15 protein-coding genes are annotated in these 16413 nt (G+C 61.1%); 8 read left to right on the plus strand and 7 right to left on the minus strand.

Annotated features, from left to right (window positions below; all coding sequences use genetic code 11):
• Nucleotides 1-33 precede the first annotated feature (33 nt).
• From V6U71_RS05080 to V6U71_RS05100, 5 genes are all read left to right on the plus strand, one after another.
• On the plus strand, nucleotides 34-816 hold the full coding sequence (locus V6U71_RS05080; RefSeq protein WP_411341224.1) for an SDR family NAD(P)-dependent oxidoreductase: 783 nt from the start codon (nucleotides 34-36) through the stop codon (nucleotides 814-816).
• A gap of 90 nt (nucleotides 817-906) precedes the next feature.
• On the plus strand, nucleotides 907-1692 hold the full coding sequence (locus V6U71_RS05085; RefSeq protein ID WP_411341225.1) for an acetoacetate decarboxylase family protein: 786 nt from the start codon (nucleotides 907-909) through the stop codon (nucleotides 1690-1692).
• Entirely contained in the window at nucleotides 1676-2701 is a 1026-nt protein-coding gene (locus V6U71_RS05090; RefSeq protein WP_411341226.1) for an NADP-dependent oxidoreductase, read from the plus strand. Before V6U71_RS05085 ends, V6U71_RS05090 begins: the two co-directional genes overlap by 17 nt.
• Before the next feature lie 97 nt (nucleotides 2702-2798).
• Entirely contained in the window at nucleotides 2799-3761 is a 963-nt protein-coding gene (locus tag V6U71_RS05095; protein WP_411341227.1) for an alpha/beta hydrolase, read from the plus strand.
• A gap of 71 nt (nucleotides 3762-3832) precedes the next feature.
• Nucleotides 3833-4594: an SDR family NAD(P)-dependent oxidoreductase gene (locus V6U71_RS05100; RefSeq protein ID WP_411341228.1), complete on the plus strand. Its 762-nt coding sequence runs from the start codon at nucleotides 3833-3835 to the stop codon at nucleotides 4592-4594.
• A gap of 81 nt (nucleotides 4595-4675) precedes the next feature.
• Here the strand turns inward: V6U71_RS05100 and V6U71_RS05105 are convergent, their stop codons facing one another.
• The 6 genes from V6U71_RS05105 to V6U71_RS05130 form a co-directional block, all read right to left on the minus strand.
• Nucleotides 4676-5173: a flavin reductase family protein gene (locus tag V6U71_RS05105; RefSeq protein WP_411342315.1), complete on the minus strand. Its 498-nt coding sequence runs from the start codon at nucleotides 5171-5173 to the stop codon at nucleotides 4676-4678.
• Nucleotides 5174-5283: 110 nt separating this feature from the next.
• Complete coding sequence (locus tag V6U71_RS05110) at nucleotides 5284-6081, minus strand: enoyl-CoA hydratase/isomerase family protein (protein WP_411341229.1); 798 nt, start codon at nucleotides 6079-6081, stop codon at nucleotides 5284-5286.
• Between the two features lie 76 nt (nucleotides 6082-6157).
• Complete coding sequence (locus tag V6U71_RS05115; protein WP_411341230.1) at nucleotides 6158-6949, minus strand: enoyl-CoA hydratase-related protein; 792 nt, start codon at nucleotides 6947-6949, stop codon at nucleotides 6158-6160.
• Nucleotides 6950-6956: 7 nt separating this feature from the next.
• A complete protein-coding gene (locus V6U71_RS05120) occupies nucleotides 6957-8384 on the minus strand; it encodes a 3-hydroxyacyl-CoA dehydrogenase (protein ID WP_411341231.1) in 1428 nt (475 codons plus the stop codon).
• Between the two features lie 38 nt (nucleotides 8385-8422).
• Complete coding sequence (locus V6U71_RS05125; protein ID WP_411341232.1) at nucleotides 8423-8566, minus strand: hypothetical protein; 144 nt, start codon at nucleotides 8564-8566, stop codon at nucleotides 8423-8425.
• 3 nt (nucleotides 8567-8569) lie between these two features.
• The gene (locus V6U71_RS05130; RefSeq protein ID WP_411341233.1) at nucleotides 8570-10165 is read right to left on the minus strand and encodes an acyl-CoA dehydrogenase family protein; all 1596 of its coding nucleotides are present in this window, start codon (nucleotides 10163-10165) and stop codon (nucleotides 8570-8572) included.
• A 540-nt stretch (nucleotides 10166-10705) separates the two neighbouring features.
• On the opposite strand from V6U71_RS05130, the gene V6U71_RS05135 reads away from it, so the two are divergent.
• Nucleotides 10706-11617 carry an IclR family transcriptional regulator gene (locus tag V6U71_RS05135; protein WP_411341234.1) on the plus strand — a complete coding sequence of 304 codons (912 nt, stop codon included), beginning with the start codon at nucleotides 10706-10708 and terminating at the stop codon, nucleotides 11615-11617.
• Between the two features lie 139 nt (nucleotides 11618-11756).
• On the opposite strand, the gene V6U71_RS05140 is transcribed toward V6U71_RS05135, so the two are convergent.
• Nucleotides 11757-12116, minus strand: coding sequence for a putative quinol monooxygenase (locus V6U71_RS05140; RefSeq protein WP_411341235.1), 360 nt, complete (start codon nucleotides 12114-12116; stop codon nucleotides 11757-11759).
• A 268-nt stretch (nucleotides 12117-12384) separates the two neighbouring features.
• Between V6U71_RS05140 and V6U71_RS05145 the strand changes: the two genes are divergently transcribed.
• Entirely contained in the window at nucleotides 12385-13593 is a 1209-nt protein-coding gene (locus V6U71_RS05145) for an LLM class flavin-dependent oxidoreductase (protein WP_411341236.1), read from the plus strand.
• Between the two features lie 558 nt (nucleotides 13594-14151).
• Nucleotides 14152-16374 carry a TonB-dependent receptor gene (locus V6U71_RS05150; RefSeq protein WP_411341237.1) on the plus strand — a complete coding sequence of 741 codons (2223 nt, stop codon included), beginning with the start codon at nucleotides 14152-14154 and terminating at the stop codon, nucleotides 16372-16374.
• The last annotated feature ends 39 nt before the right edge of the window (nucleotides 16375-16413 follow it).

The following is a 16413-nucleotide window of genomic DNA, read 5'->3' on the forward strand; positions in this document are numbered from 1 at the left end:
TTTTGACGGCGCCTGCATTGGAGAGGTGAGGTCATGGCAAGGGTAGCCAACAAAGTCGCGATTATTACCGGGGCTGGAACCGGTGTCGGCCGCGCGTGCATGATGTTGCTCGCCGCCGAAGGCGCTCGGGTCGTGGGCGTAGGCCGCACCCGCGCAAGCCTGGATGAGACTATGGCTCACGTGACGGAGGCAGGCGGTGAGGGTCGTGTCGTCGCGGCGGACCTTAGCCTCGATCATGGCGCGCAGGAGGTGGTCGATGCGACGCTCGAGGCTTATGGCCGGATCGACATCCTCATCCATGCCGCAGGCGTGGGCTATAGCTGGCAAGAGAAAAGCCCGGGCAGCATGAACGATGTGGTGAACACGACGCCCGACAAGTGGCGCGAGGTGATCGGCATCAATCTTGACGCATGCTATCTGATGAATCGCGCCGTGCTGACGCACATGATCGGGAATGGCGGGGGCGCGATCGTCAATGTCGCGAGTATCTCCGGTTCTCAGGGTCTGGCCGCGGCACATGCCTATACGGCCGCCAAAGCGGGGATGATCAACCTGACGCGCTCGCTGTGCGTCACCTATGCGAAGCACAATATCCGCGCCAACTGTGTCGCGCCGGGCTTCATCGACACCCCCATGGTCGCCTCGGTGATGAATGTTTTCGAGGATGAGGCCGCCGCCGAGCAGATCGCCCCCATGCGCCGCGCCGCCCGGCCTGAGGAAATCGCCTATGGATGCCTGTATCTCGCATCCGATGAAGCTTCCTATTGTAACGGCTCGGTGCTGGTCATCGACGGGGGCACTTCGGCCCGGCAGTAGGTTCGTGTGGCCAATTGTCGGGGCGCCGCAAGGCCGCGGTCCCGTCGCTGGTCGGCAAGATGGAACATAATCCACGGGAGAGGAGAGGGCATGGCTATCGATTTGACGGGGCCGTCAGGTTTTTCAATGCCGATGGGGGCGTCGCTTTATCCGCCGCCGCCGCATCACTTCCACGGCGCCAAGCTGGCATGGGCAACCTATGAAGCCGATGCTGAGGCGGTCGCGCGGATGCTTCCTCCTGGCGTCAAGCCCGACAGCAGCCCGCCCGTCTGCGAGCTTTGGGTCTGCGACTATCCCTCGACCACCTTCGGACCCTATCTGGAAGCCTATGTCCATGTTCGCGTGGAGCTCGACGGGGTGCGTTATTGGTATCAACCGGTGATCTTCACCAATCGCGAGCCTGCTCTGGCCGCCGGCCGGGAGATCTGGGGCTACGCCAAGAAGCTTGCGACGATGGCATGGCGCGAAGAAGCCGAGCAGATCATCTTCACCATTGAACGGCCGGTGGGCAAACGGCTGGTTACCTTCTCCCTTTCGCGCGACCGGCTCGCCAGCCCGGACGAAGTGGAGGCGCTGCCCATCCTGTCGCTGCGCTATATTCCGCCATCCGATCCGGAGCGTAGTCCGGCCGCCGCCGAACTCGTCAGGTTGGATGTCGAGGCCGGGCTGCATCAGACGCCGGTGCTGGGCGACGTGCTCTGGGCGGGACGCGCCTCGGTCGCATTCGATTCTCCGAGCGAGGTGGACCCCTGGCACCTGTTCAAACCGACGCGGATGCTCGCCGGTCATGTCCAGACCGCCAATTTCTCACTTCCCCTTGGCAAGGTCGTGAAGGATTATCTTGCCGAGGGATTGGCCGATGGAAAAAATGGCTGAAATCAACCGCCAATGGCTGCTGCGTCGCCGTCCGACGAGCAATGTCACCGCGGATGATTTCGAATATTCCGAGACGTCGATACCTGACAGTTCATCGCTGCGGCCGGGGGAACTGATCTTGCGCAACCTGCTGTTCCTCTGTGCGCCGACGATGCGGAACTGGATGGAGCCGCCAGGGAACAGTCTCTACCCCTCCATTGCCATCGGAGACCCCGTCATGGCGCCCGCCGCCTGCGAGGTCGTGGCTTCGGCGCGGGAGGGCGTGCCGGTCGGGATGCGCGTCACCGCCTTTACGAGCTGGCAGGACTATCAGCGCATCGCCGCCGACCATCCCGTGACGCCCGTTCCCGATGGGTTGAGCGTCACCGATATCATGACGACCTATGGGCTCAACGCCCGCACGGCCTATTTCGGGCTCCTCAAAGTGGGCAAGCCGAGGGCGGGCGACACTCTGGTCGTGTCGGGTGCAGCGGGATCGACGGGCTCGGTCGCGGCCCAGATCGGCAAAATCATGGGATGCCGGGTGATCGGCATTGCCGGCGGCGCGCGGAAATGCGCGTGGTTGACCGGGGAATGCGGGCTGGACGCGGCCGTGGATTATCGAAGCGGCGATTTTGAGGGGAAGCTGCGCGAACTGTGCCCGGACGGAATAGACATTTTCTATGACAATGTCGGCGGCGACATATTGCAGGCGGCAATCGAAAATATGGCGAAGTTCGGGCGCATCATACTCTGCGGTCAGATCGCGACCTATACCGAAGGCGGGCCGGCCCGCGGCCCCAACAATATGATGCGGCTGATCTATGGAAGCGTGACGATGCAGGGCTTCCTGCAAGCTGACTATGCAGACGAGACGGACGCCGCGCTCAAGCAATTGCGCCAATGGGTGGATCAGGGACTGATCGTTCACCGCGCCGACATAAGGCCCGGCTTCGAGCGCATTCCGCAAACCTTCGCGGCGTTGTTCGAAGGGGGGAATGAGGGCACCCTGCTGGCGGCGGTCAACTGAGGGAATATTGCCCGGTGGCGCATCCATGGCCATGGGCCGTCCGCGACGCTTCACCGGAATGCTTAGAGTATAGAAGATCGATTGGAGCCGAAACGTCATGCCGTCCCGCCATCTCGTCGACCCCCAAATCCTGCCCATGGTCGAGCAGGCGCCCGCTGTGGTGCTCGATGCCGAACATCTCGCGGAATCCCGAGCCGCGTTGGTGGCCATGGCCGAGATGCTTCCGCAGCCCGCACCGCTGGCGGCCGATCTGACGATGTATGAGGAGCGTGTGCCGGGTCTCGACGGTGCGCCGGATGTGCGTCTGATCATCACCGCTCCCAAAGCGAGCGGTTCCGGAAGGCCCGGGATCCTGCACATCCATGGGGGCGGCTATATCATGGGTTCGGCGGATATGACCGCGCAGATCGACGCGGCCTATGCCGGGGCGTTCGGGGCGGTGTGCGTTTCGGTCGACTATCGGCTCGCGCCGGAAACGCCGCATCCGGGACCCGTCAACGACTGCTATGCGGCGCTCAAATGGCTGCACGAAAATGCCCCGGCGCTTGGCGTCAATCCCGATACCATCGCTGTCACCGGCGAGAGTGCAGGCGGCGGACTGGCCGCCGCGCTTGTACTTTTGGCACGCGACCGTGCTGAGGTGCCCGTCGCCTTCCAGCATCTTATATATCCCATGTTGGACGACCGCACCGCGACCCGCGACGATCCCTCGCCTTTCATCGGCCAGTTCATCTGGACAGAGGATAATAACCGTTTCGGCTGGCGTTCGCTGATCGGCGGGGAACCGGGCGGGGCGGATGTTTCACCCTATGCCGCGCCTGCAAGGGCGGAAGACCTTTCCAGCCTGCCACCGACTTTCATCGCCTGTGGCGCGCTCGATCTCTTTCTGGAGGAGAATCTGGAATATGCGCGGCGGCTGATCCTCGCAGGTGTCTCGACCGAACTGCACATCTATCCCGGCGGGCCGCATGCTTTCAATCTCGTGCCGGATGCGGACATCACCATCGCCCTCGATCGTGACTCCATGGGCGCATTGAAGCGTGCCCTCACGAAGCCATAGGTCGGCGACTGCCAGAAAAAGGATAATCCGATCGATCGGATCGGGACATTGGAAGAAGTGGAAACATGAGCATGTTTGATCTCACGGGCAGGGTCGCGCTCGTCACGGGTGCGGGCCAGAATGTTGGCGCGGGAATCGCCAAGGCGCTCGCCAGCAGGGGCGCTGTGGTGGCTGTAAACGATTATCACGCCGACCGCGCCGAGCGGGTCGTGCAAGAGATAACGGATGCAGGCGGGCGTTCCGTTCCGGCCATATTCGACGTGACCGACCTCGAAGCCGCGACGCGGGTGGTGCAGTCCGTCGCAGAGACTGAGGGGCCGATTGGCATTCTTGTCAACAATGCGGGCAATGCCGGTGCGGCGGCGGTCAAGATGGAACAATTCGTCGATATGGACCCCAAGGACTGGCATGCCACATTCGATGTCAACATCTTCGGCGTGCTCAATTGTTGCAAGGCGACGCTGCCCGCCATGATCGATCAGGGTTGGGGGCGGATCATTACAATCTCGTCGGCTTCCGGGTTAAGGGGAACTGACATCGGGGTGTCGGTTTATTCGGCGGCAAAGGCAGGGGCTCTGGGCTTCACCCGGGCGCTCGCCGCCGAAGTCGGCAAATCGGGAGTTACGGTCAACGCGATCGCCTTGGGCATGATCCCTCCCTACGAGATCAAGGCGTCCGATCCGGTGCTTGGAGAACGCATCGCATCGATCGTCGTCGGCCGGGCCGGGACGCCGGACGATCCGGCGGCGCTCGCCGTCTATCTTGCCTCCTCCGAAGCGTCGTGGATGACCGGCGATACCATCCTTCTGAATGGTGGCAGTTATATGCGGTAAGCGCGGCGCCGCGCCTGTCGATGCGGATCAGGTCCGGCGGCTGCGCCGGTCCTGTGAGGCTCGGTCGGGAGCAATGCCTCCTCAGGAGAGGGGTTGGAAAGCGCCATAGGATCCGCGCAAGAACAGAAGCGGCTGGTCGGCACGCTCGATCTCCAGCGCGGCGATCCGCCCCAGAACCAGTTTATGATCTCCTGTCGCAACCTCATCGTGAAGCGCACAGTCGATCCACATGACGCAGTCGTCGAGGATAGGATGCCCCGCCGGGGAAAGGCGATGTGTCACGCCCTCGAACTTGTTGCCGCCGCGCGCGGCAAATTGGCGGCAAAGATTCAATTGGTGGCTGCCGATGACATTCACGCAAAAGCTGCCACAGGCGCGGATCCTGGGCCAGCTTGTCGAACCATTGTCGGGAAAGAAACCGACCAGGGCCGGATTCAGCGATACCGAAGTGAATGATCCGACGGCTAGGCCGAACAGCTCGCCTTCGGCGTTACGCGCCGTAACAATGCAAACGCCCGTCGGATAATGTCCAAGCACGTGCCGAAAATGTGCCGCATCTATCGTTACTTCGTTTGCAATCATTTCATTCTCCTGTCGATTGCTTCCGCGCTCGGGCGACAGCCTTTTTAGAGGTCCGGTAAATTCCCGCTTTGATATCAGCGGTCCGCCGGGCCATGTTGCGATAGGGGTCAGGTCTTTTGCAGGGAGCCGAAGAAGTTCGGCGCGCGCTTTTCGCGAAATGCTTCGACGCCCTCTTTGTAATCGGGTGACATGAAGGCCATCGTTTGCGCATATCCTTCATATTCGAGCATTTGCTCCAGTGAAGAACTGCTGGACATATTGAGCAAGGTCTTGGTCATGGCGTTGGCCGTCGGCGAGGCATTCGCAATTTCAAGCGCAAGCTGGCGTGCGACAGGAAGAACGTCGTCATGCGGCACCACACGATTGGCCAGCCCGATACGGCTGGCTTCCTCTGCATCGACTTTCCGACCCGTGAGACACAGTTCCTTTGCCATGTTGGGCCCGACCGCTCGCGTCAGGAAATAAAGCCCGCCGAGGTCCGGTACCAGTCCAAGCCTGGTAAAGGACTGGTGGAACGATGCCCTTTCGCTCGCCACGATGAAGTCGCATGCGAGGGCAAGGTTGCACCCGGCGCCGACCGCGACTCCATTGACCGCGGCGATGACGGGTTTTTCGAGTCTGTGCAGCGGTTCGAGAACCTCCTTCAGGATCCATCGATGTCGTGTCCTCCGGTCGACGGGCGTCATGTGGTCGCGCGGCACCTTCAGGTCGGCGCCGGCGCAAAACGCCCGCCCGGCACCGGACAGGATCATGCATGCGGCTTCCTTGTCTGACCGGATACGATCCAGCGCGTCACTCAACTCGCGATATAGCTCGTCCGTCAGCGCGTTCATCGCGGCGGGCCGATTGAGGGTCACGGTGACGATCCGATCCTCGACATCATAGGTGATGAAATGATAATCCATTCGTTCCTCCAAGCTCGAAAACCCGCCAGGCTGCTGGTTTGAAATCAGGTGCCTGGGACATAGGGCTGTATTTGGCCTAGCGTCCCTTCCATTGCGGATTGCGCTTTTCGGCGAAGGCGCGCGGCCCTTCTTTGGCATCGTCGCTTGCCATCACGACCTGCATGCGTTCGCGCGACAGACGCCTTAGTTCCGCGTCGGAGCGATCGCCCGCCAGACGTCCGATGGAGAGCGATTCGCGAACGGACAGCGGAGCATTGGCCTGGATAGTGCGCGCCAGCTCCAGTGCCGCTTCAATGACATCGCTAGAGTCGACCAAGCGATTGACCATGCCATGCCGTTCCGCGAATTCCGCGCCGAACTTTTCTCCGGTCGCCAGCAATTCCAGCGCGATATTGCGCGGCAGGGTGCGGACCAGACGCGAGGCTCCACCGCCATTCGCCATAAGCCCCCGCCTGACCTCGGGCAGTCCGAATGCGGAACCTCGACTGGCGACGATCATGTCGCAAGCGAGGCAAAGTTCCGTCCCGCCCCCCAAGGCGGCTCCATCGACTGCGGCGATCCATGGTTTTTGCCTGATGGCATCAACGAATCCGCCAAAGCCACTGTCGTTCGGCCGCAGTTCAGCCACCCGGCCCGCCGCCACGACCTTGAGGTCGGCGCCGGCGCAGAACATCCCGGGGGTCGAGGACGCGAGGATCGCCACTCTGAGGGCCGGTTCCGCTTCGATGCGTGCCGTCGCCGCCGAAAGGGCGAGGGCGGTCGCGCCATCGATGGCATTGCGTACCTGCGGACGGTTGAACCGCACGAGCGCGATGTGGTCGTCGATGACGTCGAAAAGCAACGGCTCGTCTGTCTCTATATCGCTCATATCAGCCTCATTGGGGTGTGTATGCCGACAGGCCGAGAATGGCGCGGCGTCGGAGCCATAGGCTGGGACGATAGCGGTCGGAGCCGGTGATCGCCTGCAACTGGACAAGAATGGCGTGACATGTGGCCACGCCGAGCTTCTCCGCCCATTCCAGCGGGCCGAGGGGATAGTTCTGGGCCAGCTTCATGGCGGTGTCGATATCGGCGGGACTGCCGACGCCGATCTGCGCCAGTTCGCAACCGAGATTGGCCACCATCGCCAGGACGCGCTGGAGCACAAATCCTGGCGAGTCCTGAATGATTTCGACCGTGAAACCATGTTCGCGCAGCCATTGCGCAACCTGTTGGGCTTTCGGTGGGCCTCCAATGGCGTTCATGACGGTCAGATGCTTTCGCTCGACCGCGGTAAAATCCACCGCGACAGTGTTCGCGGGATCGAGGTCGAGCCGATGGCAGACTGTCGCGCAATCCTCGCCCACCGGCGCGACAAGGTCGACGTCGACGCCTTCGACAAGCTTCGTCGCCGCGCGCAAGGCTTCCCAGGCAGGCTCAGGTCCGATCAGCCGGGGGCGAAGTATTCCCCCGCCAGCGGCACCCGGGACCGGCGTTTCCATGCGGCCTTCGCCATAGTCGAAAAAGCCCTGCCCGCTCTTGCGGCCGAAATTTCCGGCTGCGGCGAGAAGGGCATGCTGCGTTGTCGTCCGCAGCCGTTGATCGTGCTGATAGCCTTCGTAGATGAACTGTGTCACCGGATAGTTGACGTCGATTCCCGTCAGGTCCATCAACTCGAAGGGCCCCATACGAAAGCCTGCGCCGTCGCGCATGATGCGGTCTATCGTAGCAAAGTCGGCGACCCCTTCCTGGGCGATGGCAAGCGCTTCCGTCGTATAGGCCCGTCCTTGCAGGTTCACCAGAAAGCCTGGGCCGTCCTTCACGGTAACGGGCACCTTGCCGAGCCTGAGCGAAAGGCGGTGGGCCGCTTCGCCCACCTCGCTGCTTGTCCCCGGGGCGATGACCACTTCCACCAGTTTCATCAGCGGCACGGGATTGAAGAAATGCATGCCGCAAACCCGTTCCCTGTTGCGGCATTTCGCGGCAATCGCCGCAACCGAAAGCGACGAGGTGTTGGTCGCCAATATGCATTGCGCACTGACGATGTCTTCGAGATCGCTGAACAGGGCCTGCTTGGGCTCGAGGCGCTCGATGATGGCTTCGATCACCACCTCGCAGGAGGCGAGATCGGCGATATCGGTCGATGTGCTGAGGCGGCCGCGGATGGTATCAAGCCGTTCGCCCGGAATGGCGCCCTTTTCGACCATCCGCGCGAGCCGGCCGTGTATGTCCTGCACGGCGCGGTCCAGCGCGCTCTGGTCCTTGTCGATCAGAACGACCGACATGTCGCTTGTCAGGCCGACTTGGGCGATGCCCGACCCCATCGGACCGGCTCCAACAACGCCCATCGAGCTTATATCATTCATTGATTTAACCCTTCTTCGCGATCTTTAACTGACCGCCGTTGCCAGTGCTGCCGCGTTGCCGTGGCGGCCACGATCTGTCGCAGTGGCGATCTGTCTTCGCGAAGTTCTTTCCGGCCCAGCGAGGCAGCCCATTCGGTCATGGTTCAGTTCCTCCCGCCGATGAGGCCCCTGGCGATGACCTGCGCCTGAATCTCGGCGGCGCCCTCGAAAATGTTGAGGATGCGGGCGTCGCACAGCACGCGGCTGATCTCGAACTCCGTGGCGTAGCCGTTGCCGCCGTGGATCTGGAGCGCCGCGTCGGCGTTCGACCATGCCGCGCGCGCGCCAAGCAGCTTGGCCATGCCCGCCTCGATGTCGCAGCGCTTGCCCGAATCCTTGGCGCGCGCGGCCTCGTAAGTCAGCTCGCGTGCTAGCACCATGTCGACCGCGCTCATCGCCAGCTTGTCGGCAACGCGCGGGAAATGGACAATCGCCTTGCCGAACTGCTTGCGGTTCAACGCATAGTCGAGTCCCAGCTCGAGCGCGCGCCGGGCCACGCCGACGGCGCGGGCGGCGGTCTGGATACGCGCGCCCTCGAAGGTGCGCATGAGCTGCTTGAAGCCCTGTCCTTCCTCGCCGCCCAGCAGGGCATCGGCAGGCGCGCGCATGCCGTCGAACGACAGCGCATATTCGCGCATGCCGCGATAGCCGAGCACCTCGATCTCGCTGCCGGCCATGCCCTCGGCCGGGAAGGGGGCATCGTCGGTGCCGCGCGGCTTGGGAACCAGCAGCATCGACAGGCCGGCATAGCCTTTGGCGTCGGGCAGGGTGCGCGTCAGCATGGTCATCAGGTCCGACCGGCTGGCGTGGGTGATCCATGTCTTGGCCCCCTCGATCACCCATTCGCCGTTCCCATCCTGCCGCGCGCGTGTGGTCAGGCTGCCAAGGTCGGAGCCGACATCGGGCTCGGTGAACACCGCGGTGGGTAAAATTTCGCCGCTGGCGATCAGGGGCAGCCAATGCGCCTTCTGGGCGTCTGTTCCGCCCAGCACGATCAGTTCGCCCGCGATTTCCGAACGCGTACCAAGCGAGCCGGTGCCGATCCAGCCGCGCGACAGTTCCTCGGTGATGAGGCACATCACCAACTTGCCGAGGCCCAGCCCGCCGAACTCCTCCGGGATGCAGACGCCGAAGGTGCCGAGTTCGGCCATGTGCCGTACGGTCTCGTCGGGGATCAGCGCATTGGCCAGATGCCATTGGTGGGCATTGGGGATGATCTCGGCATCGGTGAACCGGCGATACTGGTCGCGGATCGCGTCAAGATCGCCGTCGTGGAAGGTCTCGGACGGCCAATGGCCCGCAGCCAGCATGGCCGCGACTTCAGCGCGCAGCGTCGCAAGATCGCCGTGGATCACGCCGAGCGAAGCCTCGCGCAGCGCGGACGCCGCCTCGCCAAGGTCCAGATCGCCGGGACGGAAAATCTCGTTCTGGCCCATCGGCAGGCCGCCGATCAGTTGCGCGACGGTTTCGGCGAAAGCGAGATGCGCGATCTTTTCGTCGAGTGGGTTAGCTTTGCCATTGGCTGCGAGCCAGCCATGGACCGCCTCCAGGGCGGCGACCGATGTCGCGACCCAGGCGAAGCCATGCGCGGCGCGCTGCTCGACATCGATGCTGCGGGCCTCAAGTCGTTTGCGCAATGCGGAGAGGGCCGCTTCGCGATAGGAGTGTGCGCCCTCCAGAGCCTTTGCCAGTTTCGGCATTATGCTGCCCTAACAAGGCGGCCGATGACGCCTGAGGGAAGGTTGAGGCGCCGGCTGATTATTTCCGCGCCATGCCGGCGATTGCGCGGGGCGGGGCGGGGCGCCCCGCGTTCCCGCTGCGGCGCTGAAGCGATCGAGCGCCCGCAGCGGAATAGCGGCGCTTGCCGGGCCTGGGGGCTGCGCAGAGGATGGCCGTCGATTCTGTCGTAAGCGAACGTCTGCTGCAGTATGAGGATGGCGTCTGTACGAATCGATGAAGGGGTTTTGGGTTCAGCGTTATATTGAAGCATCGCTCATCCTATTGTGCATGCGGTGGCCTGGTCCGGCTGTTTGGCATCTGGAGGAGAAACCGCGGGAACTGGCGCCTGGGCCCGTGGCAGGGCGAGAAGGGCACCGAAGGTCGAGCGCTTGATAAATTCCTCTGGACGGCCTAAGATGTACCATATATAAGACACGTATTCTGTATATAATACCATGTCAGACGCATCGGGAGCTGTCAATTTGATTGTCCAACCTACACCTCCTTCGCCGGCTCCGGCGGTGACGAGTGTCGTCAAGATTTTGGGGCTTTTGCTTGAGGAATCTCCTCGCTGGCTGAACGCTTCGGAAATCGCGCGCCGGTGCAATCTGTCGAAAGCGAGCACGCACAGATTCCTGCTCGCCCTTCTGACGGGCCACTTTGTCATGCGTAATCCGGAAGACCTGACCTACACGCTGGGATCGGCGCTGATCGCGCTGGGCGCGGCTTCGGCTGGCGAGGGGCCTGTGCTTCAATTGGTGCGCAATGCTCTGAGCGAGTTGGCTACTGAAACCGGAATGAACGCCGAGGCATTTCAGGTGATGCCCGATGCTCAGATCATCTGCATTGCCACTTGTGCGGGCCCGGGGCCGGTCGCAATCAACCGTTCCGTCGGATCGCGACTGCCCCATTTTCCGCTGGTCAACCTTCTCCAGATCGCATGGAGCAGTGAAGCGGGATTGCAGCGCCTCCAGGGGGCCGCCCTCAGGGATGGAGACAGGGGTTCCGTGGAACTCACGCCTGAGCTGGAGGAAGATATCCGATGGGTTCGGTCCCACGGATATACATGGGCAGTATCCGCGGGTGACAATGCAAGCGGGAATCTCGACCAGATCAAGGGTTGGCTGAAGGAAGCCGGCTCGCTCGGTATAGGACGATCATCGGAACAGGGACGGGAAGCGCAGCTCAACGAGATTCTGAGATTCACCGAAGCGAGAAAGACGACCACCGCCACGCGCGTATATCAAGTCCCGACCTTGGGCATTGCAGCGCCGATCTTCGACGTCAACGGCGAGACCCAACTGCAACTGTGCGTCATATCCCTGCTTGCTCAGGTTCAGCCCGACGGCTTGCCCATGATCGGAGAAATCGTGAAGAAAAAGGCCGACAAGCTTACGGCGGTCCTGGGCGGAACAATGCCCAGAGCGCTCTAACCTGGGCTCGCGCAAACTCTTGATCATTCCGGGCGTTCCAAACCGCGCGTAAGCGAGGTCTGATATGCCGCCGCGCGACGCCCGTCATGCTTGTCTCGGGCAGGAAGCTCTCCGCGAGATCGCCTTGGCAGAATGATAATCACATATCCGGGGCCAGTTGACCGACCGGTTCAAGGCAGCGAGTCAGGGGCGGCGCGCTGACCGCAGCCATCACCTCTGAGAAGGCCTCGCGCCCCAGCTTCTTTCCAGAAGCCTCATGGTCGGCGAGAGACCGCCAATGTTCAATGAAGATGAATGTATCGGGCGCTTTTTGATCCTGAAAAAGCTGCAGGTCCACACATCCTTCCATCGCGATCACCTTTTGCGCCAGCAAGATAAGCGCCGATTTCAGCTCATCTTCTCGACCGTTGATGGCGGTCATCTGGTAATGCCGAATTACCGTCATCGCTTTCTCCTTATCGCTGGAAGCCGCAGGGCGACAGCCGACCGCGCTGCTCATCCTCCCTGCCATTTTCGCGCTTTTCATGCATAATCCGCCGTGCCGCCCGATGTCCGCGTTTGTTGCAGGGCCTCGCCGTTTCTAGCGGGGCCGGCGCAGATCGAACTCCAAAATTCTCCGAAGATTAGGCAGCCATTTTTTTCGCGAAAGAGGGATGCCCACATGCCGCCATGTCTTTCGCGCCTTTGCCAATTGGAGGATGGCAGGCGAGCCTAGCTCGGTTAGGGCAGCTATCTTGCCTCGAGAGTGGAGTTGCTCGAGAGTCGGGATGTTCGGCACTTTTGGAGAGCATTCGGTGGATAAAAGAAAGATGCAGATGAAATTTGGCGCGATGATGCCGCCGTGGCATGCGCCGGGTCAGAATCCGACCCGTGCCCTGCATCATGATCTCGAACTGATCCAGCATATGGACCGTCTTGGTTATGATGAGGTCTGGATCGGAGAGCATCATTCGGGCGGGTATGAAATTATCGGTTCGCCGGAAGTTTTTATCGCCACGGCAGCCGAGCGTACGCAGCATATCAAGCTTGGCGCCGGGGTGGCGTCGCTCCCTTATCATCACCCCCTGATCCTGGCCGACAGAATGGTTTTGCTTGACCATCTGACGCGCGGTCGCGCCATGTTGGGGATGGGGCCGGGCTCGCTCGTGACCGACTCGCGCATGATGGGCATGGACTATTCGCAGCAGCGTCGGCGAATGGAGGAGGGCGTTGCGGCGATCACCCACCTTCTGCGCAACGACGAACCGCTGACGATGGAAACCGACTGGTTCAAGCTCCAGGATGCGCGGCTGCAGCTCTCGCCCTATACCAAGCCTTGCTTCGAGCTGGCGGTCGCCGCCGTGCGCTCGCCGACCGGTCCGCGCCTGGCCGGCCAATATGGAACCGGCCTGCTGGGCGTTTCCGCCACCGACGATCTGGGAGGCTTCGACTATTTGAGCGACACGTGGAGCGTCGTCGAAGAGTCCGCCGCCGTGTCGGGGCAGAAGGTGGATCGCAGTTCGTGGCGTCTGGTGGCGCCGATGCATCTGGCGCCGACCGTCGATCAGGCGATCGAGGAAATGAAATATGGCTACGCGAATGAATTGCGTTTTTCCTCGACCGGGCCGTTCCGGGTGCCCGGTGCAAAGGATATCGAAGAAGTCCTGGCAACCACGGATCACGAAACCCTGTGCCGGCAGGCCAACGACAGCGGCTATGCGGTGTACGGAACGCCGGATATGGCCAAGGCCCAGATCGAGCGGCTTTGGAACAAGTCCGGAGGATTTGGGACATTGTGCCTCCTGTTGACCGAGGTGGCCGATCCGGCTGCGACCGTTCGCTCGCTCGAATTGTTCGCGCGGCAAGTCATGCCGGAGTTCCAAGGTTCTATGCACCGTCCCCAGGCCGCTTGGGACGATCTCTACGGCGACAGGGCGAACGTTTCCGCGGAGTTTCGTGGAGCGCAGGACAAAATGATCCAGAAATATCGCAAATAAGGCAGTGGGATAGGAAAATATTCGGCCAGCGAATAGGCAAATGGCCGCGCCCGGGCGGGTCATAGCTGAACTCACACCCTGGGCGGACAAGTCGATAGGCCGATCGATCTTCGGCGATGTGCCGCCTGTATCGACCTGTGAGCGTTTGGAACCGGATCGGCTGCCTGCCCTTGGCGTGTACGAGCGATGCAGTGCGATCTTGACGACGACAGGCCTTGCAAACGCTCGTCCTCGACCTCCCGCGTAGAGAAGAAATGATGCCGTCATGGGGGGATGCCCGCCATGACGGCTTTTTTCTGTTGAACCATCCACGACTCCTCCAGATGGAAATATAGTTCCGTCAGAACGAAGTATCGTTCGGAGCCGCGCGAAGAGCCATAAATGCATATGCCGATGTCGGCCACGCATTGGCTGCCCGGAACATTATGGCTGAACATCCTCGTTGTTATTCGAACCCCTTCAATACGGGGCGCTTGGGCATGGAGCCTCGGAGAGTGATTTGCGCGGCGAAAGCACCAGGCAGGACGCGATAGCAAGATAACAACGAGGGGACTCAATATGCAGGTTTCTAAAGGTGCGAAGCTCCCGGGCGTCAGCGTTTTGCCGTTCGTCTTGATCTTTACGGTGGCGGCGCCGGCTTTTGCGGAGGAAAACCGGCAGGGGTCTGCGACGGCAGAGGAAGGATCTCCCGCTCCTGACCCGAACAAGGCTTCGATCGAGTTGGAAGACATCGTGGTGACGGCGCGCAGGCAGACAGAATCCCTGCAGTCCGTTCCAGTGTCGGTCACGGCGATTTCAGGTGAAGCGCTTGCCGCCGAAGGCGTGAGGAACGTGATCGACCTGCAATTTCACACGCCGGGGCTGACAACCGTTGGCGCGGGAGGAAGCCGTACCCAGACAAACTTCGCGATGCGCGGCCAAACACAAACCTATGGGGGCGCTTTCGCCGGCGTGGCTTCCTATTTCGCCGATATACCGATCATCAGCCAGGCGACCGCATCGTTTCTGGATCTTCAAAACGTCCAGGTATTGAAGGGGCCGCAGGGAACGCTGTTCGGCCGCAATACCACCGGAGGGGCGGTCCTCTTCGCCCCGCAGCGTCCCACCCTCGAATTGGGCGGCTACGTCATGGCGAAATTGGGAAATTACCAGCTTAGGCAGGCCGAAGCCGCGCTGAACCTGCCGGTGGTTTCCGATGTGCTGGCGGTGCGCCTCAACGCGCAGAGGATCAAGCGTGACGGCTACACGCTCAATCTCACGGATGGCACCTATCGCGACAACGTCAACAGTCAAGCCTATCGCGGCAGCGTGCTTTTCACGCCCTCCGATGGCTTTTCGAATTATCTGGTCGCGGAATATTCGAGAGTTAATGATAGCGGCGGGTCGTTCATGATGAATGCGGTGCGGCCGAATTCATTGGTCGCCCAGATTTACCCGGACACATTGCAATATGTCGAAACGCAGAATGCGCGCGGCCCGCGCGTAATCGAGTCCGATGTCGGTACATTCAACAAGAGCAAGCAGCTCGTAATCGTCAATGAAACATCTTATGAGGTGTCTCCGGATTTTTCCTTGAAGAATATTTTCGGATACCAACGGTTCGATCAGAATTTCGTTACCGATCAAGACGGAAGCTCGTTCAATATTCTGTGGTTCCCGCAATCGGTCCATATCAAGCTCGTGACGGATGAGTTGCAACTGTCCGGAAAGGCGCTGAATGGCAATCTCTCCTTCATTGGCGGCCTATATTACGAGCAACTGTCGCCGACCGGGATCACCGCCATCCGTGCGCAGATATTCGGCAACCCGAACGGCATCGCGTCGAACCAGCGCAGCGATGGCAGCAAGGCCGTATACGGACAGGCAACCTATGACCTGAGGGATATCCTCCCCGACCTCAAGTTTACCGCGGGTGCCCGCTATACATGGGATACCCGAAAGCTTGACCTGCTTGACGGAACGCCGGACCTGATCGCGAAATTCAAGGCTCTCACCTATAATTTCAGCCTGGATTATCGTATCAACCCCGGTGTTCTGGTCTATGTCGCGACGCGTCGCGGGTATAAGAGCGGGGGCTTCAACGCCCATGCGCCCACGCCGGAACTGACCGCTTTTCAGCCGGAATATATAACGGACTATGAAGCCGGCTTGAAAGCGGATTGGCATCTGCAGGGCATGGCAGGCCGAACGAATATCAGCATATATACCGGAAACTACAGCGATATTCAGAAAAACGAGGCTATTCCGGTCAATGGTCAGCTTTTGACGGCGACGTTGAACGCGGCGAGCGGTACGATCAGGGGCGCGGATTTCGAAACGAGCATTCGTCCCGCATCCTGGCTGAATCTGTCGGCCTTCTATTCCTATACCGACGCCTTCTATAAATCCTTTCCGTCGCCGGAAGGCGATGCGACGGCCTCAGAATTCGCGAATACGCCCAAGACCAAGCTTGGAGCGACGGCCGAGATCACGGCTCCTCTGCCTGACGATCATGGCAGCCTGAGTTTCCGCGCGAGCTATTATCATCAGAGCCATCAGTATTTTTGGGACCTGAATTTCAACAATCCCGAATCGCGCGCGCCCGGTTACAACCTGGTGAACTTGCGGGCTGAATGGTCGAATATCGGCGGCAAGCCGTTGTCGGTCGCCATCTTTGGGACCAATATATTCAACACAAAATATATGCAGCAGGGTAATCCGCTGGCGGTTGCCCTGGGGTTCAACAGCGTCGCATATGGAGATCCGCGCATGTATGGTGCCGAACTGCGGTTCGACTTTTGACCGGAGACCGAGGGGCGCCCGGAAGGTCGAGGGCGGCGA

Origin of the sequence: Sphingopyxis sp. J-6 (assembly GCF_046603995.1) — a bacterium.
Taxonomy (GTDB): Bacteria; Pseudomonadota; Alphaproteobacteria; order Sphingomonadales; family Sphingomonadaceae; genus Sphingopyxis.